This is a genomic window from Microbacterium sp. K24, from assembly GCF_004794465.1.
Lineage (GTDB): Bacteria > Actinomycetota > Actinomycetes > Actinomycetales > Microbacteriaceae > Microbacterium.
In genome coordinates this window covers 153,346-168,935 of record NZ_SSDJ01000138.1, presented here as the reverse complement: position 1 = coordinate 168,935, position 15,590 = coordinate 153,346, and the positions used below count along the sequence as shown (strand labels likewise).

Genomic DNA, 15,590 nt, shown 5'->3' with positions numbered 1-15,590 from the left:
GTCAGGCAGCGGCGCTCAGTCCTGGAACGGGCGGGCGACCACGTCGCCGGATGCCGTCTGGACGACTTCCCAGCCCGCATCGAGCTCGGCGACCGCACGGCCCTCGAGCCAGGTCAGGGTCCAGTGGCCGGTCAGGTCGCGAGCCTCGACCTCAGCGATGGCAGGACGCAACGCCGCCGGGACGGAGGCGGGCGGTTCGGAGCCGGTCGCCCAGCGCGTGCCCAGCTGCATCAGGCCTCCTCGACCGGGGCGAGCTCGATCGCGACGACCGCGAACTCCTCCGCCTCGGTGAACTCGAGCTCGGCGATCCGGCCGACGGCCCGGAGATCGTCGGCAGCGGCACGCAGCGCGTCGAGCTTCGCAGCAGGAGCAGCGATCACCGCGCGCGAGACCGGAGTCTTCTGGGAGGCCTTCGCCTCGGTCTTCGCCCGGCGGATGCCGATGAGGGCCTCGCTGGCCACGGAGAGCACCGCCGGGTCACCCTCGAATCCGAGCGGCTCGGGCCAGGAGGCCGTGTGCACGGAGCCCTCTTCGAACCAGGACCAGACCTCCTCCGTGGCGAAGGAGATCACCGGGGCGAGCAGCCGCAGCAGCGTGGACAGCGCCAGACGCAGCGACAGGGCGGCAGATGCCTGACCCACGTCGGTCTGGTCGTAGGCGCGCTCCTTGACGAGCTCCAGGTAGTCGTCGCAGAAGGTCCAGAAGAACCCCTCGGTGAGCTCGAGCGCGCGGGCGGCGTCATACCGGTCGAAGGCCTTCGTGGCTTCGACGACCACGCCGTCGAGCGCCGCGAGCATCGACGCGTCCAGGGCGTGCGTGACCTGTGCGCCCTCGGGCACCGGGAACGGCAGGACGAACTTCGCCGCGTTGAGCACCTTGATCGCCAGGCGACGACCGATCTTCACCTGCGTCGGGTTCTGCGGGTCGAAGGCGGCGTCCATGCCGAGACGGCTCGATGCGGCCCAGTAGCGCACGGCATCCGATCCGTGGTTGTCGAGCACATCGGCGGGCGTGACGACGTTGCCCTTCGACTTCGACATCTTCTTGCGGTCGGGATCGACGATGAAGCCGGAGATGGCGGCGTTGCGCCACGGGGCGCGGGAATCCTCGAGCGTGGAGCGCAGCATGGTCGAGAACAGCCAGGTGCGGATGATGTCCTGACCCTGCGGGCGCAGGTCGAACGGCGCCGTGAGCTGCCACAGCTCTTCGTCGCGCTGCCAGCCGCCGGCCAGCTGCGGGGTGAGCGACGAGGTCGCCCAGGTGTCGAGGATGTCGGCCTCGGCGTCGAATCCGCCGGCCACGCCGCGCTGCTCCTCGGTGTAACCCGCGGGCACGTCGGTGGTCGGATCGATCGGGAGCGACGCGGCATCCGGTGCCAGCACGCGATCGTAATCGCGCTCCCCGTTCTCGTCGAGCGCGTACCAGAGCGGGATCGGCACACCGAAGAAGCGCTGACGCGACACGAGCCAGTCGCCCGTGAGCCCGCCCACCCAGTTCTCGTAGCGCACGCGCATGAAGTCGGGGTGCCAGGCCAGTTCGTTTCCATGGGCGATGAGCTGGTCGCGAAGCTCGCCGTCGCGCGCGCCGTTGCGGATGTACCACTGGCGCGTCGACACGATCTCGAGCGGGCGATCGCCCTTCTCGAAGAACTTCACCGCGTGAGTGAACGGCTTGCCGACGGCGGTCATGTCGCCGGTCTCCTGCAGCTTCTCGACGAGTGCCTTGCGGGCGCTGAAGACCGTCTTCCCGCCCATGTTCTCGGCGTACCAGGCGGTGGCGTCCGCGTCGGCGACGGATGCCGGCGCCTCGGGCAGGAAGCGGCCGTCGAGGCCGATCGTGGTCATGTTCGGCAGGGACTCGCCGGTGGTGGTGCGCAGCTCGCGCCACCAGATGATGTCGGTCACGTCGCCGAAGGTGCAGACCATCGCCGCTCCCGTGCCCTTGTCGGGCTGGGCGAGGTGGTGGCCGTGGATCTCTATCTCGGCGCCGAAGAAGGGTGTGCGCACCTTCGTGCCGATGAGGTGCTTGTGCGGGCCCTCCGGGTGCGTCACGATCGCGATGCACGCGGGGAGCAGCTCAGGACGCGTGGTGTCGACCGCGATGGAGCCGGACCCGTCCGCGAAGGGGAACTCGATCGTGTGGTAGGCCGCCGGCTGGTCGCGGTCCTCGAGCTCGGCCTGTGCGATGGCGGAGCGGAAGTCGACGTCCCAGAGCGTGGGGGCCAGAGCCTGGTAGGCCTCGCCGCGTTCGATGTTGCGCAGGAATGCGAGCTGGCTCTGGCGGATCGTGTCGTCGGAGATGGTGCGGTAGGTCTGGGTCCAGTCGACGCTGAGGCCGAGCTGGCGGAACAGCGCTTCGAACTGCTTCTCGTCCTCGATGGTGAGGCGCTCGCACAGCTCGATGAAGTTGCGGCGGCTGATCGGCTGCTGGTCGGCGGCGCGGCTCGACTTGTTGTCGCCGCCCTCGAACGGCGGCGTGAAGTCGGCGGTGTAGGGGAGCGACGGGTCGCAGCGCACGCCGTAGTAGTTCTGCACGCGACGCTCGGTCGGGAGGCCGTTGTCGTCCCAGCCCATCGGGTAGAACACCGTCTTGCCGCGCATGCGCTCGTAGCGCGCCTTGACGTCGGTGTGCGTGTACGAGAACACGTGGCCGATGTGCAGGCTTCCGGATGCCGTGGGCGGCGGGGTGTCGATCGAGTAGACACCCTCGCGTCCGGCCTCAGCCGCGCGGAGGCGGTCGAACAGGTACGTGCCCTGTTCCGCCCACGCGGCGTCCCACTTCGCTTCGAGACCTTCGAGTGCGGGCTTGTCGGGAATAGACATGACGGTCTCCTTGCGCGATGTATGCGGCACTGTGTGAGCGTGCCTGAGTGTGGGTTGTGCACGACAGTCTACCGAGCGGCGATGACCGTGGATGTCGGAGCAGATCGACCCGGTCCAACAATCGGCCATAGACTTGAGGCATCCCGACCCGTTCGTCCTGAGGAATCGTCATGCCCGCACATCCCGCGCGCCGTGTTCTGCCCTTCGCCGCACTCGCTGCCGCCACCGCCCTCGTGCTCAGCGCCTGCGCCGGGCCCGCCGGCCAGGACGACGGAGACGGCGGCGAGCTCGTCTGGTCCATCGAGGGCGCCAACCTCTCGGCAGGCCACATGGACCCGCAGATCAGCCAGCTCGACGTCTCGGGCATGGTGCAGCGCGCCGTCCTCGACTCCCTCGTCTTCCAGGAGGACGACGGATCGTTCTCGCCGTGGCTCGCGAAGGACTGGGAGGTGTCGGCCGACAGCACCGAGTACACCTTCACGCTGCGCGACGACGTGACCTTCACCGACGGCGAGCCGTTCGACGCGGCCGCGGTCAAGGCGAACTTCGACCGCATCGTCGATCCGGAGACCGCGTCCGCGCAGGCGGCGAGCATGCTGGGCGCCGACTTCTACGCGGGCACCGAGGTCGTGGACGACCACACCGTCAAGGTCAGCTTCACCCAGCCGTACGCGCCCTTCCTGCAGGCCGCGAGCACCCCGCAGCTCGGCTTCTACTCGCCGGCGGTGCTGGAGGAGTCGGGCGATCAGCTGAAGGCGGGCGGCCCGGACATCACCGTCGGCACCGGACCGTTCGTGCTGACCGAGTACACCCCCGACCAGGAGATCGTCTACACGCGCAACGACGACTACGCCTGGGGGCCGCACGACGAGAAGGCGCCGAAGTTCGAGACGCTCCGGGTCGAGATCCAGCCCGAGGCATCCGTCCGCGCGGGCGTCGTCGAGAGCGGCGAGGCCGATCTCGCCAGCAACATCCCGCCGAACCTCGCGAAGGACCTCGGCGACGGCATCACGGTCGACTCGGTCGAATACCCCGGTCTGCCCTACTCGCTGTACCTCAACCAGAAGTACGGCGTCTTCGCCGACGAGAAGGTGCGGCAGGCGTTCGCCCGCGGCATCGACATCGACCCGGCCGTCAAGGAGATCTTCTTCGGCCAGTTCCCGCGTGCATGGAGCATCCTGGGATCGACCACCCCGGGATACGACGCGTCGCTCGAGAAGAGCTGGCCGTTCGATCAGGACGCGGCCAACACCCTTCTCGACGAGGCCGGCTGGACGGAGCGGAACGCCGACGGCATCCGCACCAAGGACGGTCAGCCGCTCTCGGTGCGCTGGATCGCCTACACGCCCGTGCCCGACGACCGCGCGGCGCTGGCCAACGCCATCCAGTCCGACCTCAAGGAGATCGGGTTCGATGTGAAGCGCGAGGTCCTCGAACCGGGTGCGTACAACGAGCAGTACGGTCCGAAGACGTTCGACCTCACCGACTGGGGCTTCTCGGGCGTCGATCCCGACCTGCTGCGCAGCCACCTGCACACCGACGGCTTCCAGAACGCCGCTCAGGTGTCCGATCCCGAGATCGACACGCTCCTCGATGAGGCCGTCGCTTCGAGCGATCAGAGCGCGCGCGATGCGATCTACACGCAGCTGCAGGAGTGGAACGCCACCTACACCGCGATCGTGCCGCTCTACAGCCCGTCCGCGATCACCGCGGTCGGCGAGCGCGTGAAGGGACTCGACTACGACCTGTACGGTCGGCCGCTGTTCTACGATGTGAGCGTCGGCTGATCGACCCTTCGTCTCGTCGCTCCGCGGTTCCTGAGCGAGCGAAGCGAGACGAAGGGCTCCTCGCTCAGGAACCGGAAAGGGATAGCGGTGAAGGCTGCGCTGCTCCGTGTCGCCGGCCTCGTGGCATCCGTCGTCATCGTCCTCTGGGGCGCGGCGACGGTCGCGTTCCTCGCCTTCCGGGTGATCCCGGGAGACCCCGTGTCCGTGATGCTCGGACCGCAGGCGCAGGTGAGCGAGGCGGTGAAGGACGGCATCCGGAGCGACCTGGGTCTCGATCGCCCGCCGTTCGAGCAGTACCTGACGTACATCGGCCAGCTGGCTCGCGGCGACCTCGGGGAGTCGTACCAGCTGCGGATGCCGGTGACCGAGGTCATCGGCCGGCAGCTCGGCGCGACCTTGCAGCTCTCGGCGCTCGCGCTCCTGCTCGCGGTGGTGCTGGCTCTGGCCGTGGCGGTGTTCGTGCGGGGTCAGGCGGGTCGAGCCGTGGCGGCCGGCATCGAGCTCGTGGTGCTGTCGTCTCCGGTGTTCTGGATCGGACTGATCCTGCTGAGCGTCTTCGCGTTCGGGTTGGGCTGGTTCCCTGTGTCGGGGGCGCGTAACCCCGCCACCATCGTGCTCCCGGCGATCACGCTGGCGCTCCCGGTCGCGGCTCTCCTCAGCCAGGTGCTCCGGGACGGGCTCGTGCAGGCGGAGCGGATGCCGTTCGCCGAGACCGTGCGTGCGCGCGGTGCCGGTCCCACCTGGTTCACGTTGCGGCACGGCCTGCGGCACGGGGCCGCCAACGCGATCACCCTCGCCGCCTACCTGACCGGCTCAGTGCTGGGCGGGGCGGTGCTCGTCGAGACCGTGTTCGCGCGCCCCGGACTCGGCCGTGTCACGCTCGCCGCGATCAGCGACCGCGACCTGCCCGTCATCACGGGGATCATCCTGCTGAGTGCCGTGGTGTTCGTCGCCGTGAACCTCGTCGTGGAGCTGCTGCATCCGCTGATCGACCCCCGGGTGACGGTCTCTCGTCCTGGCGGCATCCGATGAGGCTCGCGCAGCGGGTGCTGCTGGGCGTCGCGGTCGGCGTGCTGGCACTGATCGTGTTCGCGGCCCTCTGGCCCTCGGTGCTGGCGACCCACGATCCGCTGCAGACCGATGTGCGCTCGGCGCTCCTGTCGCCGGGGGGCGAGCACCTCTTCGGCACCGATCAGAGCGGACGCGACGTCTATTCGCGGGTCGTGTACGGAGCCGGCCGCTCGCTCGGCATCGGGCTGCTCGCCACCGGCATCGCCCTCGTCGGCGGTCTGGTGCTCGGCTCTCTCGCCGGTCTCGCCCCGCGCGGCATCGATGCCGCGATGATGCGGATCAATGACGTGCTCATGGCGTTCCCGGAGTTCCTGGTGGCACTCGTCGTCGTCGCCGTGCTCGGGCCAGGACCGGTCAACATCGCGATCGCCGTGACGCTCGCCGCCGGCCCCGTGTACATCCGCCTCGCCCGGGTGCAGACGCGCACGCTGAGAGTCGCGGAGCATGTCGAGGCCGCGCGCATCCTCGGGGTGGCGCCGGCGCGCGCCTTCGTGCGGCATGTCGCCCCGGGAGTGCTGGGTTCTCTGAGCGTGCTCGCGACGATCGGCATCGGGTCGAGCATTCTCGCCGCCGCGGGCCTGAGCTTCCTCGGGCTCGGGCCGTCCGAGCCGACACCGGAGTGGGGGCTCATGCTCGCCGGCGGCCGCAACGTGCTCGGTCAGGCGTGGTGGATCTCGGTCTTCCCCGGCATCGCGATCACGCTCACGGTGGTCTCGGCGACCGTCGTCGGGCGGATCCTGCGCGCACGGGGAGAGGGACGGGTGTCATGACCACGCTGCTCGAGGTGCAGGGACTGCAGATCGCGTTCGACGGAGCGACGGTCGTGGACGGCGTCTCCTTCTCGGTGGCACCGGGCGAGTGCGTCGCGATCGTGGGCGAGTCCGGCGCCGGGAAGTCGCTCACAGCCCGTGCCGTTATCGGTCTGACACCGTCCGGCGCCGACGTCACCGTCGACGGGCTCGTGATCGACGGAACGGATGCCGCGGCCTTCGGCGAACGGGAGTGGCGGTCGCTGCGCGGGGCGCGGATCGCACTCGTCTCGCAGGATGCCCTGGTGTCGCTCGACCCGCTGCGCCGCATCGGGGCGGAGATCGCCGAGCCTCTGCGCCTGCACGGCCGCGTCCGCGGTCGCGCGGCACTCGCGGCGCGGGTGCGGGACCTTCTGACGCGGGTGTGGATGCCGGATGGGGAGCGGCGGGTCCGGCAGTACCCGCACGAGCTGTCCGGTGGGCTGCGGCAGCGCGCGCTGATCGCGTCTGCCATCGCCGCGGACCCGGTCATTCTGGTCGCGGATGAGCCCACGACGGCGCTCGACGCGACGGTGCAGGCGCGCATCCTCGGGCTGCTGCGTGAGATCGCCGACTCGGGTACGGGGGTCCTGTTCATCAGCCACGACTTCGCCGCCGTCCGCCGGCTCGCCGACCGGGTGCTGGTGATGCGTCACGGGGAGGTCGTCGAGACCGGGCCGGTCGCCGACGTCCTGGAGAATCCGCAGCACGAGTACACCCGGCAGCTCATCGCCGCGACCATGCACGAACCGCGCTTGTCGTCGTCGTTCGCGGCCTCACCGGTGCTCACCGTCGTCGAGGCATCGAAGAGCTTCGGCGAGACGGCCGCGGTGGTCGATGCCTCGTTCTCCGTCGCCGAGGGGCGGACGCTGGGGATCGTGGGGGAGTCGGGCTCCGGCAAGACGACCCTCGCGCGGATGATCGTCGGCGTCGAGAAGCCCGACACGGGTGGGCTGCGCTGGACCGGAGACAGGAGAGTGCAGCTGGTGCACCAGAACCCGCTCGGGGCGTTCGATCCGCGCTGGACGGTCGGCCGGTCCCTGCGCGAGGCCCTCGAAGCGGGTGGGGTGCCGCGCGCTCAGCGGACGGCCAGGGTCGCCGCCCTCCTCGCCGAAGTCGATCTCGATCCTGCCCTTGCCGCCCGGCGTCCGGCTGCCTTGTCCGGCGGACAGCGTCAACGGGCGGCGATCGCCCGCGCGCTCGCCGCCGACCCCGAGGTGCTCGTGTTGGACGAGCCCGTCTCGGCGCTCGACCCGTCGGTGCGCGAGCGCATCCTCCGCCTTCTCACCCGGCTGCAGCAGGAGCGGGGACTCACGATGATCCTCGTGTCGCACGACCTCGACGTGGTCGGCGCGGTCGCCGACGACATCCTGGTGATGCAGGACGGAAGCATCGTCGAGCAGGGTGCGACGGGCGAGGTGTTCTCGACGCCGCAGCATCCGTTCACCAGGGAGCTGCTCGACGCGAGCGCCTCCGTCACTCCTTGATCTGGATCCCCAGGCCGGCAGCGATGACCGGAGCGAGCTGCTGCACCTGGAAGCCGGTGAGCGTCGTGCCGCGGAGGCTGTTCGCATCGAGGTAGGACAGGGCGTCGAGCCCGCGGAGATCGACGTCGGTCGCGCGCATGCCGCGGGGGTCGACCTCGTCGCCGGAGGTCGCGCTGAAGCGCACGCGGGTGAGCTCGGCCTGCGGGATGTCGATGGTGCGGATGCGGCAGTCGGCGATCTCGACGTCGGTCGCGCGCGCCGCGCCGAGGTTCAGGTAGTCGATGCGCAGATCACGCAGCTCGAGCTCGTCGATGCGGGCCCCGCTCAGGTCGAGCGTGCCGATCCGGCCCCCGATGATCTGCATCCGCCGGATCCCGGCATCCCGCATCTTCAGCGACGCGATGCGCACACCCGTCAGCGCGACGTCGAGGAGCGTCGCGCCGGTCAGATCGACGGCATCGGCATCCGCCGTGATCGTGCACTGCTCGAGGGACGCGTAGGCGAGGTCTGCGTCGCCCGCGAGGTCGAGGCTCGCAGCGAGGAGGTCCGCGCTGCGACGGGGTATCGCCGGATCGAGACGGTCGGGCAGATCAGGGGGAGAGACGCGAGGAGCGGCGGGGGATTCGGTCGTGCGGGCCATGGTTCGAGAGTATGCCGAGTGGCCGACAGCCGCGCGGACGCGTGTACGCCAGAGAAGGACATGCGCGCTCCGAAAGGATGCGTCGGTCGAGAACAACCTTGTCGCGCGCACTTCTCCTGCCGAGGCGTACTCGGGCCGCGAGGCATTTCGCCGTTGCTGCACGGCATCCTGAAGCGTCGAGTTGTGCACATCCCGGGGCGATCCTGCGCTCGTCGACGTGAAATCGGATGTCGGTCCGGGCACGCTACTCCGGATGAAACGACTGGATGAGTTGACAGCACTTCTGGCGGGACTCGGCGGCGTTTCCCGGACCGGGATCGTCACCGAGCACGGATTCGGGAGACGGACGGCGGAAGCGGGCGTCGCCAGCGGCGCCATCACGAGACCGAGACGCGGATGGCTGGCGGCGAAGGACGCCGACAGAATGCTGGTGGCGGCCGCACGACTCGGCGTCGTGCTCACGTGCCGCACGCAGGCGAGTCGACTCGGGCTGTGGGTGCACGACCACCGGGGCCGGCCGCATTTCGCGATACCGCCGCACAGCGCGCGGAAGCTTCCGTTCGAAGCGAAGCTCCATCGGGGTCGTTGCCCTGTGCCACGTCATCCGGATGCACTCGTCGATCCGATCGAGAACGTCCTGGCGCACATCGCGCAATGCGAGCCGTTCGAGCAGGCGCTCGCGACCTGGGAATCCGCGCTCAACAAGAACCTGGTGACGGTCGAATCATTGCGGGGACTCCATTGGAAGACCGAAGCGCGACGGGTGCTGGAGCGTGCGATTCCCTTCTCCGACGCCGGACTCGAGACGTACATGCGCGAGCGGCTCCGGTGGTTGAAGCTCCGCATCCGAGTCCAGATCTGGATCGGAGGCCATCGAGTCGACACGTTGATCGGCGATCGTCTGGTGGTGCAGATCGACGGTTCTCACCACGTGGGGTCTCAGCGATCGGCGGACATCAGGCACGATGCTCAGCTGATGCTGAGGGGATACCGGGTGATCCGTGTGTCCTATCACCAGGTCATGTTCGATTGGGCTTCGGTGCAGGATCTGATCATGCGCGCGGTCGCCCAGGGGCACCACCTCGCTCGGTGATCAGCGCCGCACGAGGGGATGTGCGCCTCGCGAGGACGGATCGGCCGTGATCGTCCTTCTCAGGTGCACATCCCCTTCCGAGATGTACGGGCGCTGACCCCGGCCTGCAGCGCGCGTACAATGGACGCACGAGCATCGATCCGGCATCACCGGGGAGCTCTCGGAAGAACAGCCCTCCCTCGCGAGAGAGCGGGCCCAGTAGAACCGAGCGGGGCAGGCCCGTCACAGCCGCAGTGAGAGTGGCCCGCCGTGAGGCGCGCACGCGAGGTGGTACCGCGGTCCGCGAGGATCGTCCTCGCTCATCCGCCACGACGACCACTGCGAGACACGATGACCTACCCCCGTTCCTCCTTCGGACCCGCCGCCGACCAGGCCGCCTCTGTCGCGCCGAGCCCTCGCTTCCCGCAGATCGAGGAGGAGGTGCTCGACTTCTGGGAGAAGGACGACACCTTCCGCGCCTCGATCGCGCAGCGCGAAGGATCGCCCGAGTGGGTGTTCTACGACGGACCCCCGTTTGCCAACGGTCTTCCGCACTACGGGCACCTGCTCACCGGGTATGCGAAGGACGTGTTCCCCCGCTTCCAGACCATGACCGGACACAAGGTCGACCGGGTCTTCGGGTGGGACACGCACGGTCTCCCCGCCGAGCTCGAGGCGATGAAGCAGCTCGGCATCACCGAGAAGGCCGAGATCGAGGCCATGGGCATCGACGTCTTCAACGAGAAGGCGCGCTCCTCGGTGCTGAAGTACACGCACGAGTGGCAGGACTACGTCACGCGCCAGGCCCGCTGGGTCGACTTCGACCGTGGTTACAAGACCCTCGACCTCGGCTACATGGAGAGCGTGCTCTGGGCGTTCAAGACCCTGTACGACAAGGGCCTCGCCTACGAGGGCTACCGCGTGCTCCCGTACTGCTGGCGCGACGAGACGCCGCTGTCGGCGCACGAGCTGCGCATGGACGACGACGTGTACCAGATGCGCCAGGATCCCTCGGTCACCGTCACGTTCCCACTGACCGGTGCGAAGGCCGAGTCGCTCGGCCTGACCGGCGTGCGCGCCCTCGCGTGGACGACCACGCCCTGGACGCTCCCGACGAACCTCGCGCTCGCCGTGGGGCCCGCCATCGAGTACGTCGTGCTGCCCGCGGGTCCCGCCGGTGCGGCCGACGTGCATCAGACGCCCGGAACGACGGATGCCGCCGTCGAGGCGTCCGCACACCGCTACCTGCTCGCCCGCGAGCTGCTGAGCGGATACGCGAAGGACCTCGGCTACGAGAGTGGCGAGGACGCGCTCGCCGCGGTCGACGCGACTCTCCGCGGCGCCGATCTGGAGGACGTCACCTACGACCGGCTCTTCGACTACTACGCCGACGAGGAGACCTACGGCACGGAGAACGCCTGGCGCATCCTCGTCGACGACTACGTCACGGTGAGCGACGGCACCGGCATCGTCCACCAGGCCCCGGCCTACGGTGAGGACGACCAGCGGGTGGCGGGTGCCGCCGGCATCCCCACGATCATCTCGCTCGACGACGGCGGCCGCTTCCTCCCGAACGTGACCGATGTCGCCGGTGAGCTGTGGATGGAGGCGAACACCCCGCTCGTGCGCATCATCCGCGACAACGGGCGCCTCGTGCGCCTGCAGAGCTACGAGCACTCCTACCCGCACTGCTGGCGCTGCCGGAATCCCCTGATCTACAAGGCGGTGTCGAGCTGGTTCATCCGGGTCACCGACATCAAGGACGACATGCTCGCGAACAACGAGCAGATCACCTGGGTGCCCGAGAACGTGAAGCACGGCCAGTTCGGCAAGTGGCTCGAGGGCGCGCGCGACTGGTCGATCAGCCGCAACCGCTACTGGGGTTCGCCGATCCCGATCTGGAAGAGCGACGACCCGGAGTACCCGCGCGTCGACGCCTACGGCTCGCTGGAAGACCTCGAGCGCGACTTCGGCACGCTTCCGCGCAACCCCGAGGGCGAGGTCGACCTGCACCGCCCGTACATCGACGACCTCACGCGGCCGAACCCGGACGACCCCACGGGCAAGAGCACGATGCGCCGCATCGAAGACGTCTTCGACGTGTGGTTCGACTCCGGGTCGATGCCCTACGCGCAGGTGCACTACCCGTTCGAGAACCAGGAGTGGTTCGACACGCATGCACCGGCGGACTTCATCGTCGAGTACATCGGACAGACCCGTGGCTGGTTCTACGTCATGCACGTGCTCTCCACCGCGCTGTTCGATCGCCCGGCCTTCACCGGCGTCAGCTGCCACGGCATCGTGCTCGGCAGCGACGGCTACAAGATGTCGAAGTCGCTGCGGAACTATCCGGACGTCAGCGAGGTGCTCGACCGCGACGGCTCCGACGCGATGCGCTGGTTCCTGATGTCGAGCTCGGTGCTCCGCGGTGGCAACCTCGCCGTGACGGAGGAGGGGATCCGCGCCGGCGTGCGCGAGTTCCTGCTGCCGCTGTGGAACTCGTGGTACTTCTTCGCGACCTACGCCAATGCGTCGGGCCCGGACGGGTACGAGGCGTCGTGGCGCACGGATTCCACCGACGTGCTCGACCGCTACATCCTGGCGCGGCTCGGCGACCTCGTGCGCGAGGTGCGGGCTGATCTGGAGGGGCTCGATTCGACGACGGCATCCGCTCGTCTGCGCGACTTCGGCGAGGTGCTGACCAACTGGTACATCCGGCGGTCGCGCGACCGCTTCTGGGTCGGCGTGACCGCCGATCCGAAGAGCCGAGAGGCCTTCGACACGCTCTACACGGTGCTGGAGACGCTCACCCGCGTCGCCGCGCCCCTCGTGCCGCTGATCAGCGAGCGCGTGTGGCAGGGACTCACGGGCGGTCGGAGCGTGCATCTCCAGGACTGGCCGGATGCCGAGGCGTTCCCGGCCGCCGATGACATCCGCGACGCGATGGATGCCGTTCGCGAGCTCTCCAGCGTGGGCAATGCGCTCCGCAAGAAGGAGAAGCTGCGCGTGCGCCTGCCGCTGGCCCGTCTGACGGTCGTCTCTCCGCTGGCCGCCTCGCTCGGACAGTTCGAGGACATCCTGCGCGAAGAGCTCAACGTCAAGGCGGTCGAGCTGGTGCCGCTCGCGGAGGGAACTGCTGCCGACTACGGCATCACCCACCGTCTCAGCGTGAACGCCCGCGCGGCCGGTCCCCGTCTGGGTAAGAACGTGCAGACGGTGATCAAGGCGGCCAAGGCCGGCGACTGGTCCGAGGTCGACGGGGTGGTGACCGCCGGTGGCATCGCGCTGGAGCCGTCCGAATACGACCTGGCGCTCGAGACCGCCGGGCGGCCGGAGGGCGAAGCGCTCGCCCTCGTGCCGAGTGGAGGGTTCATGCTGCTCGACACCCGCACCACGGGGGAGTTGGAGGCAGAAGGTCTCGCCCGAGACGTGATCCGCGCGGTTCAGGAGACCCGCAAGAACGCCGAGTTCGACGTGAGCGACCGCATCGCGCTTCGCCTGTGGTTCACGTCCGGAGACGACCTGCTGGCCGTGCGGACCGCTTTCGATGTCGCCGACATCGCCGGCGAGACGCTCGCGCTCGCCTACGAGCTCGGAGCGAAGGACGAGGTCCTGCTGGGAGACGGCGAGGTGCCGTCGACACCTGAGCACTCGGCAACGATTCCCGCCGAGACCTATGCCAACCGCGGCGACTTCACCATCGCCGTCAGCAGGATCGGAGCAGCATCATGAGCGCTCGCGACCGGGCCGACGCGGTCTACGAGGCTCTGCTGAGCCGTGCGGGCGAGCGCTGGGTGCAGCCGCGCAAGGAGCGCACCGCCCGCATCCTGGCGTTCCTCGACGACCCGCAGCGCACGTATCGGGTCGTGCACATCACGGGGACGAACGGCAAGACCTCGACGGCCCGGATGATCGAGAGCCTTCTCCGGGCGCACGAGCTGCGCACCGGACTCTTCACGAGCCCGCATCTGGAGCGATTCACCGAGCGGATCATGATCGACGGCGAGCCGATCGCCGACGAGGCCGTGGCCGACGCCTGGGACGAGATCGAGCCCTTCGTCGACATCGTCGACGCCGAGCTCGACGCCGCGGGCGATGCGCCGCTGACGTTCTTCGAGCTGCTGACGGTGCTGGCCTTCGTGGCCGCTGCGGATGCGCCGATCGACGTGCTCGTGCTCGAAGTGGGCATGGGCGGCGAGTGGGACTCCACCAACACGGCCGACGGCGACGTCGCCGTCTTCGCTCCGATCGACATCGACCACGCGGACCGGCTCGGCAACACGATCGCGGAGATCGCCGAGGTCAAGGCCGGCATCATCAAGGAGGGCGCCGCGGTCGTGTCGGCGCAGCAGCCGGCCGAGGCCGCCGAGGTGCTGCGGCGGGTCGCTGCGGAGCGCAACGCGACGATCGCCTTCGAGGGCGAGGAGTTCGGCCTCGTCGACCAGAAGCTCGCGGTCGGCGGTCAGCTGCTCACGATCCGCGGTCTCGCGGGGGAGTACGTCGAGGAGTACCTCCCCATCTACGGCGCACACCAGGGCCACAACGCCGCGCTCGCGGTCGCGGCCGTCGAATCGCTCATCGGCGGCGGCTCCCGTCCCATCGCGGCCGACATCATCACCGACGGCCTGCAGGGCGCGACCTCGCCCGGTCGCCTGCAGCTGCTCGGCATCGCTCCGACCGTGGTGGTCGACGCCGCGCACAACCCGCACGGTGCGAAGGCGCTGGTGCAGGCGCTCGACGACAGCTTCGACTTCGACGAGTGGGGCGTCGTGCTCGGCATCCTGTCCGACAAGGATGCCGCCGGCATCATCGCGCAGCTCGCCCCGGCGGCGGCGCACGTGTTCGCCACGGCTCCGGACTCCGATCGCGCCAGCGATGCGGATGCCATCGCCGACCTCGTCGAGCAGACGGGCCACCGCGCCACCGTGCACGATTCACTGGCCGACGCGGCCGACGCGGCGCGCGAGTGGGCGGCATCCTCCGATCGCCGCGCGGTCGTCATCGCCGGATCGGTGGTGCTCGCCGGTGAGGCGATCGCCCTCGCGGAGGAAGAGGACTGGAAGTCGGGGTGGCGCGCGTGAGTGCGGATGCCGCTCCGCGTCGCCGTCCGCGCCCGCCGCGCACGCTGGTGCAGAAGCTCGCCCCGATCGTGCTCGGGTTCGAGGCGATCGTCGTGTTCCTCATCGGGCTGACGATCTTCGGACTCAAGGCGCTCCCCGCCGGAATCGAGCCGTGGTGGGGGATCGTCGCGGGAGCGGTGGTCGGACTCGCCTGCATCGCGGTGGCCGGCATGATCACCCGGCCGTGGGCGATCACCGCGGGCTGGGTGATCCAGGTGCTCATCGCGCTGGCGGCATTCCTCGTTCCGGCCGTTCTCATCGCCGTGCTGATTTTCGGCGGCATGTGGGCGTATGCGACGATCATGGGGGCCCGCCTGGACGCACGACGTCCCGCCGAGCCCTCGACCGAGACTCAGACAGAGAGTGAATGACATGGCCACCGAAGAAACACTCGTCCTCGTCAAGCCGGACGGCGTCGCCCGCGGCCTCACCGGCGCGATCCTCGCCCGCATCGAGGCGAAGGGCTACGCGCTCGTCGACATCCGCCTCGTGGAGCCCGACCGCGACCTGCTCGCCGCGCACTACGCCGAGCACGAGGGAAAGCCGTTCTACGAGCCCCTGCTCGAGTTCATGCTCTCGGGCCCGTCGGTCGCCATCCGCCTCGCGGGCAACCGCGTGATCGAGGGCTTCCGCTCGCTCGCCGGCACCACCGACCCGACCACCGCCGCGCCGGGCACGATCCGCGGCGACTTCGGTCGCGACTGGGGCCTGAAGGTGCAGCAGAACCTCGTGCACGGCTCGGACAGCCCCGAGTCGGCCGCCCGCGAGCTCGGCATCTGGTTCGACTGAGACCACACGCGAAA

12 protein-coding genes are annotated in these 15,590 nt (G+C 69.3%); 9 read left to right on the top strand and 3 right to left on the bottom strand.

Going from position 1 to position 15,590, the window contains the following annotated elements; all coding sequences use genetic code 11:
- Positions 1–15: 15 nt before the first annotated feature.
- Together DW306_RS15410 and valS are read right to left on the bottom strand one after the other, a co-directional pair.
- The gene (locus tag DW306_RS15410; protein ID WP_136056465.1) at positions 16–231 is read right to left on the bottom strand and encodes a hypothetical protein; all 216 of its coding nucleotides are present in this window, start codon (positions 229–231) and stop codon (positions 16–18) included.
- Positions 231–2,822: a valine--tRNA ligase gene (gene valS, locus DW306_RS15405; protein ID WP_136056464.1), complete on the bottom strand. Its 2,592-nt coding sequence runs from the start codon at positions 2,820–2,822 to the stop codon at positions 231–233. Before valS ends, DW306_RS15410 begins: the two co-directional genes overlap by 1 nt.
- Positions 2,823–2,992: 170 nt before the next feature.
- Between valS and DW306_RS15400 the strand changes: the two genes are divergently transcribed.
- From DW306_RS15400 to DW306_RS15385, 4 genes are all read left to right on the top strand, one after another.
- Positions 2,993–4,609 carry an ABC transporter substrate-binding protein gene (locus DW306_RS15400; RefSeq protein ID WP_136056463.1) on the top strand — a complete coding sequence of 539 codons (1,617 nt, stop codon included), beginning with the start codon at positions 2,993–2,995 and terminating at the stop codon, positions 4,607–4,609.
- Between the two features lie 87 nt (positions 4,610–4,696).
- The gene (locus tag DW306_RS15395) at positions 4,697–5,641 is read left to right on the top strand and encodes an ABC transporter permease (protein WP_205814190.1); all 945 of its coding nucleotides are present in this window, start codon (positions 4,697–4,699) and stop codon (positions 5,639–5,641) included.
- Positions 5,638–6,450, top strand: coding sequence for an ABC transporter permease (locus DW306_RS15390; protein WP_136056461.1), 813 nt, complete (start codon positions 5,638–5,640; stop codon positions 6,448–6,450). The genes DW306_RS15395 and DW306_RS15390 overlap by 4 nt, the downstream gene beginning before the upstream one ends.
- Positions 6,447–7,955, top strand: a complete 1,509-nt coding sequence (locus tag DW306_RS15385) for an ABC transporter ATP-binding protein (protein WP_136056460.1) — start codon at positions 6,447–6,449, stop codon at positions 7,953–7,955. The genes DW306_RS15390 and DW306_RS15385 overlap by 4 nt, the downstream gene beginning before the upstream one ends.
- Here the strand turns inward: DW306_RS15385 and DW306_RS15380 are convergent.
- A complete protein-coding gene (locus DW306_RS15380; protein WP_136056459.1) occupies positions 7,945–8,595 on the bottom strand; it encodes a pentapeptide repeat-containing protein in 651 nt (216 codons plus the stop codon). The two genes, DW306_RS15385 and DW306_RS15380, sit on opposite strands and share 11 nt — an antisense overlap.
- Before the next feature lie 253 nt (positions 8,596–8,848).
- Here DW306_RS15380 and DW306_RS15375 point away from each other — a divergent pair, with 253 nt between their 5' ends.
- The 5 genes from DW306_RS15375 (at position 8,849) to ndk (ending at position 15,576) form a co-directional block, all read left to right on the top strand.
- The gene (locus tag DW306_RS15375; protein WP_136056458.1) at positions 8,849–9,688 is read left to right on the top strand and encodes a DUF559 domain-containing protein; all 840 of its coding nucleotides are present in this window, start codon (positions 8,849–8,851) and stop codon (positions 9,686–9,688) included.
- A gap of 330 nt (positions 9,689–10,018) precedes the next feature.
- Positions 10,019–13,399: an isoleucine--tRNA ligase gene (ileS, locus tag DW306_RS15370; RefSeq protein WP_136056457.1), complete on the top strand. Its 3,381-nt coding sequence runs from the start codon at positions 10,019–10,021 to the stop codon at positions 13,397–13,399.
- The gene (locus DW306_RS15365) at positions 13,396–14,748 is read left to right on the top strand and encodes a folylpolyglutamate synthase/dihydrofolate synthase family protein (RefSeq protein WP_136056456.1); all 1,353 of its coding nucleotides are present in this window, start codon (positions 13,396–13,398) and stop codon (positions 14,746–14,748) included. The genes ileS and DW306_RS15365 overlap by 4 nt, the downstream gene beginning before the upstream one ends.
- Positions 14,736–15,158, top strand: coding sequence for a DUF4233 domain-containing protein (locus DW306_RS15360; RefSeq protein WP_136056455.1), 423 nt, complete (start codon positions 14,736–14,738; stop codon positions 15,156–15,158). Before DW306_RS15365 ends, DW306_RS15360 begins: the two co-directional genes overlap by 13 nt.
- A gap of 1 nt (position 15,159) precedes the next feature.
- Positions 15,160–15,576 (top strand): nucleoside-diphosphate kinase, encoded by a 417-nt coding sequence (gene ndk / locus DW306_RS15355; RefSeq protein WP_067120383.1) that lies wholly within the window; start codon positions 15,160–15,162, stop codon positions 15,574–15,576.
- Positions 15,577–15,590: the final 14 nt, after the last annotated feature.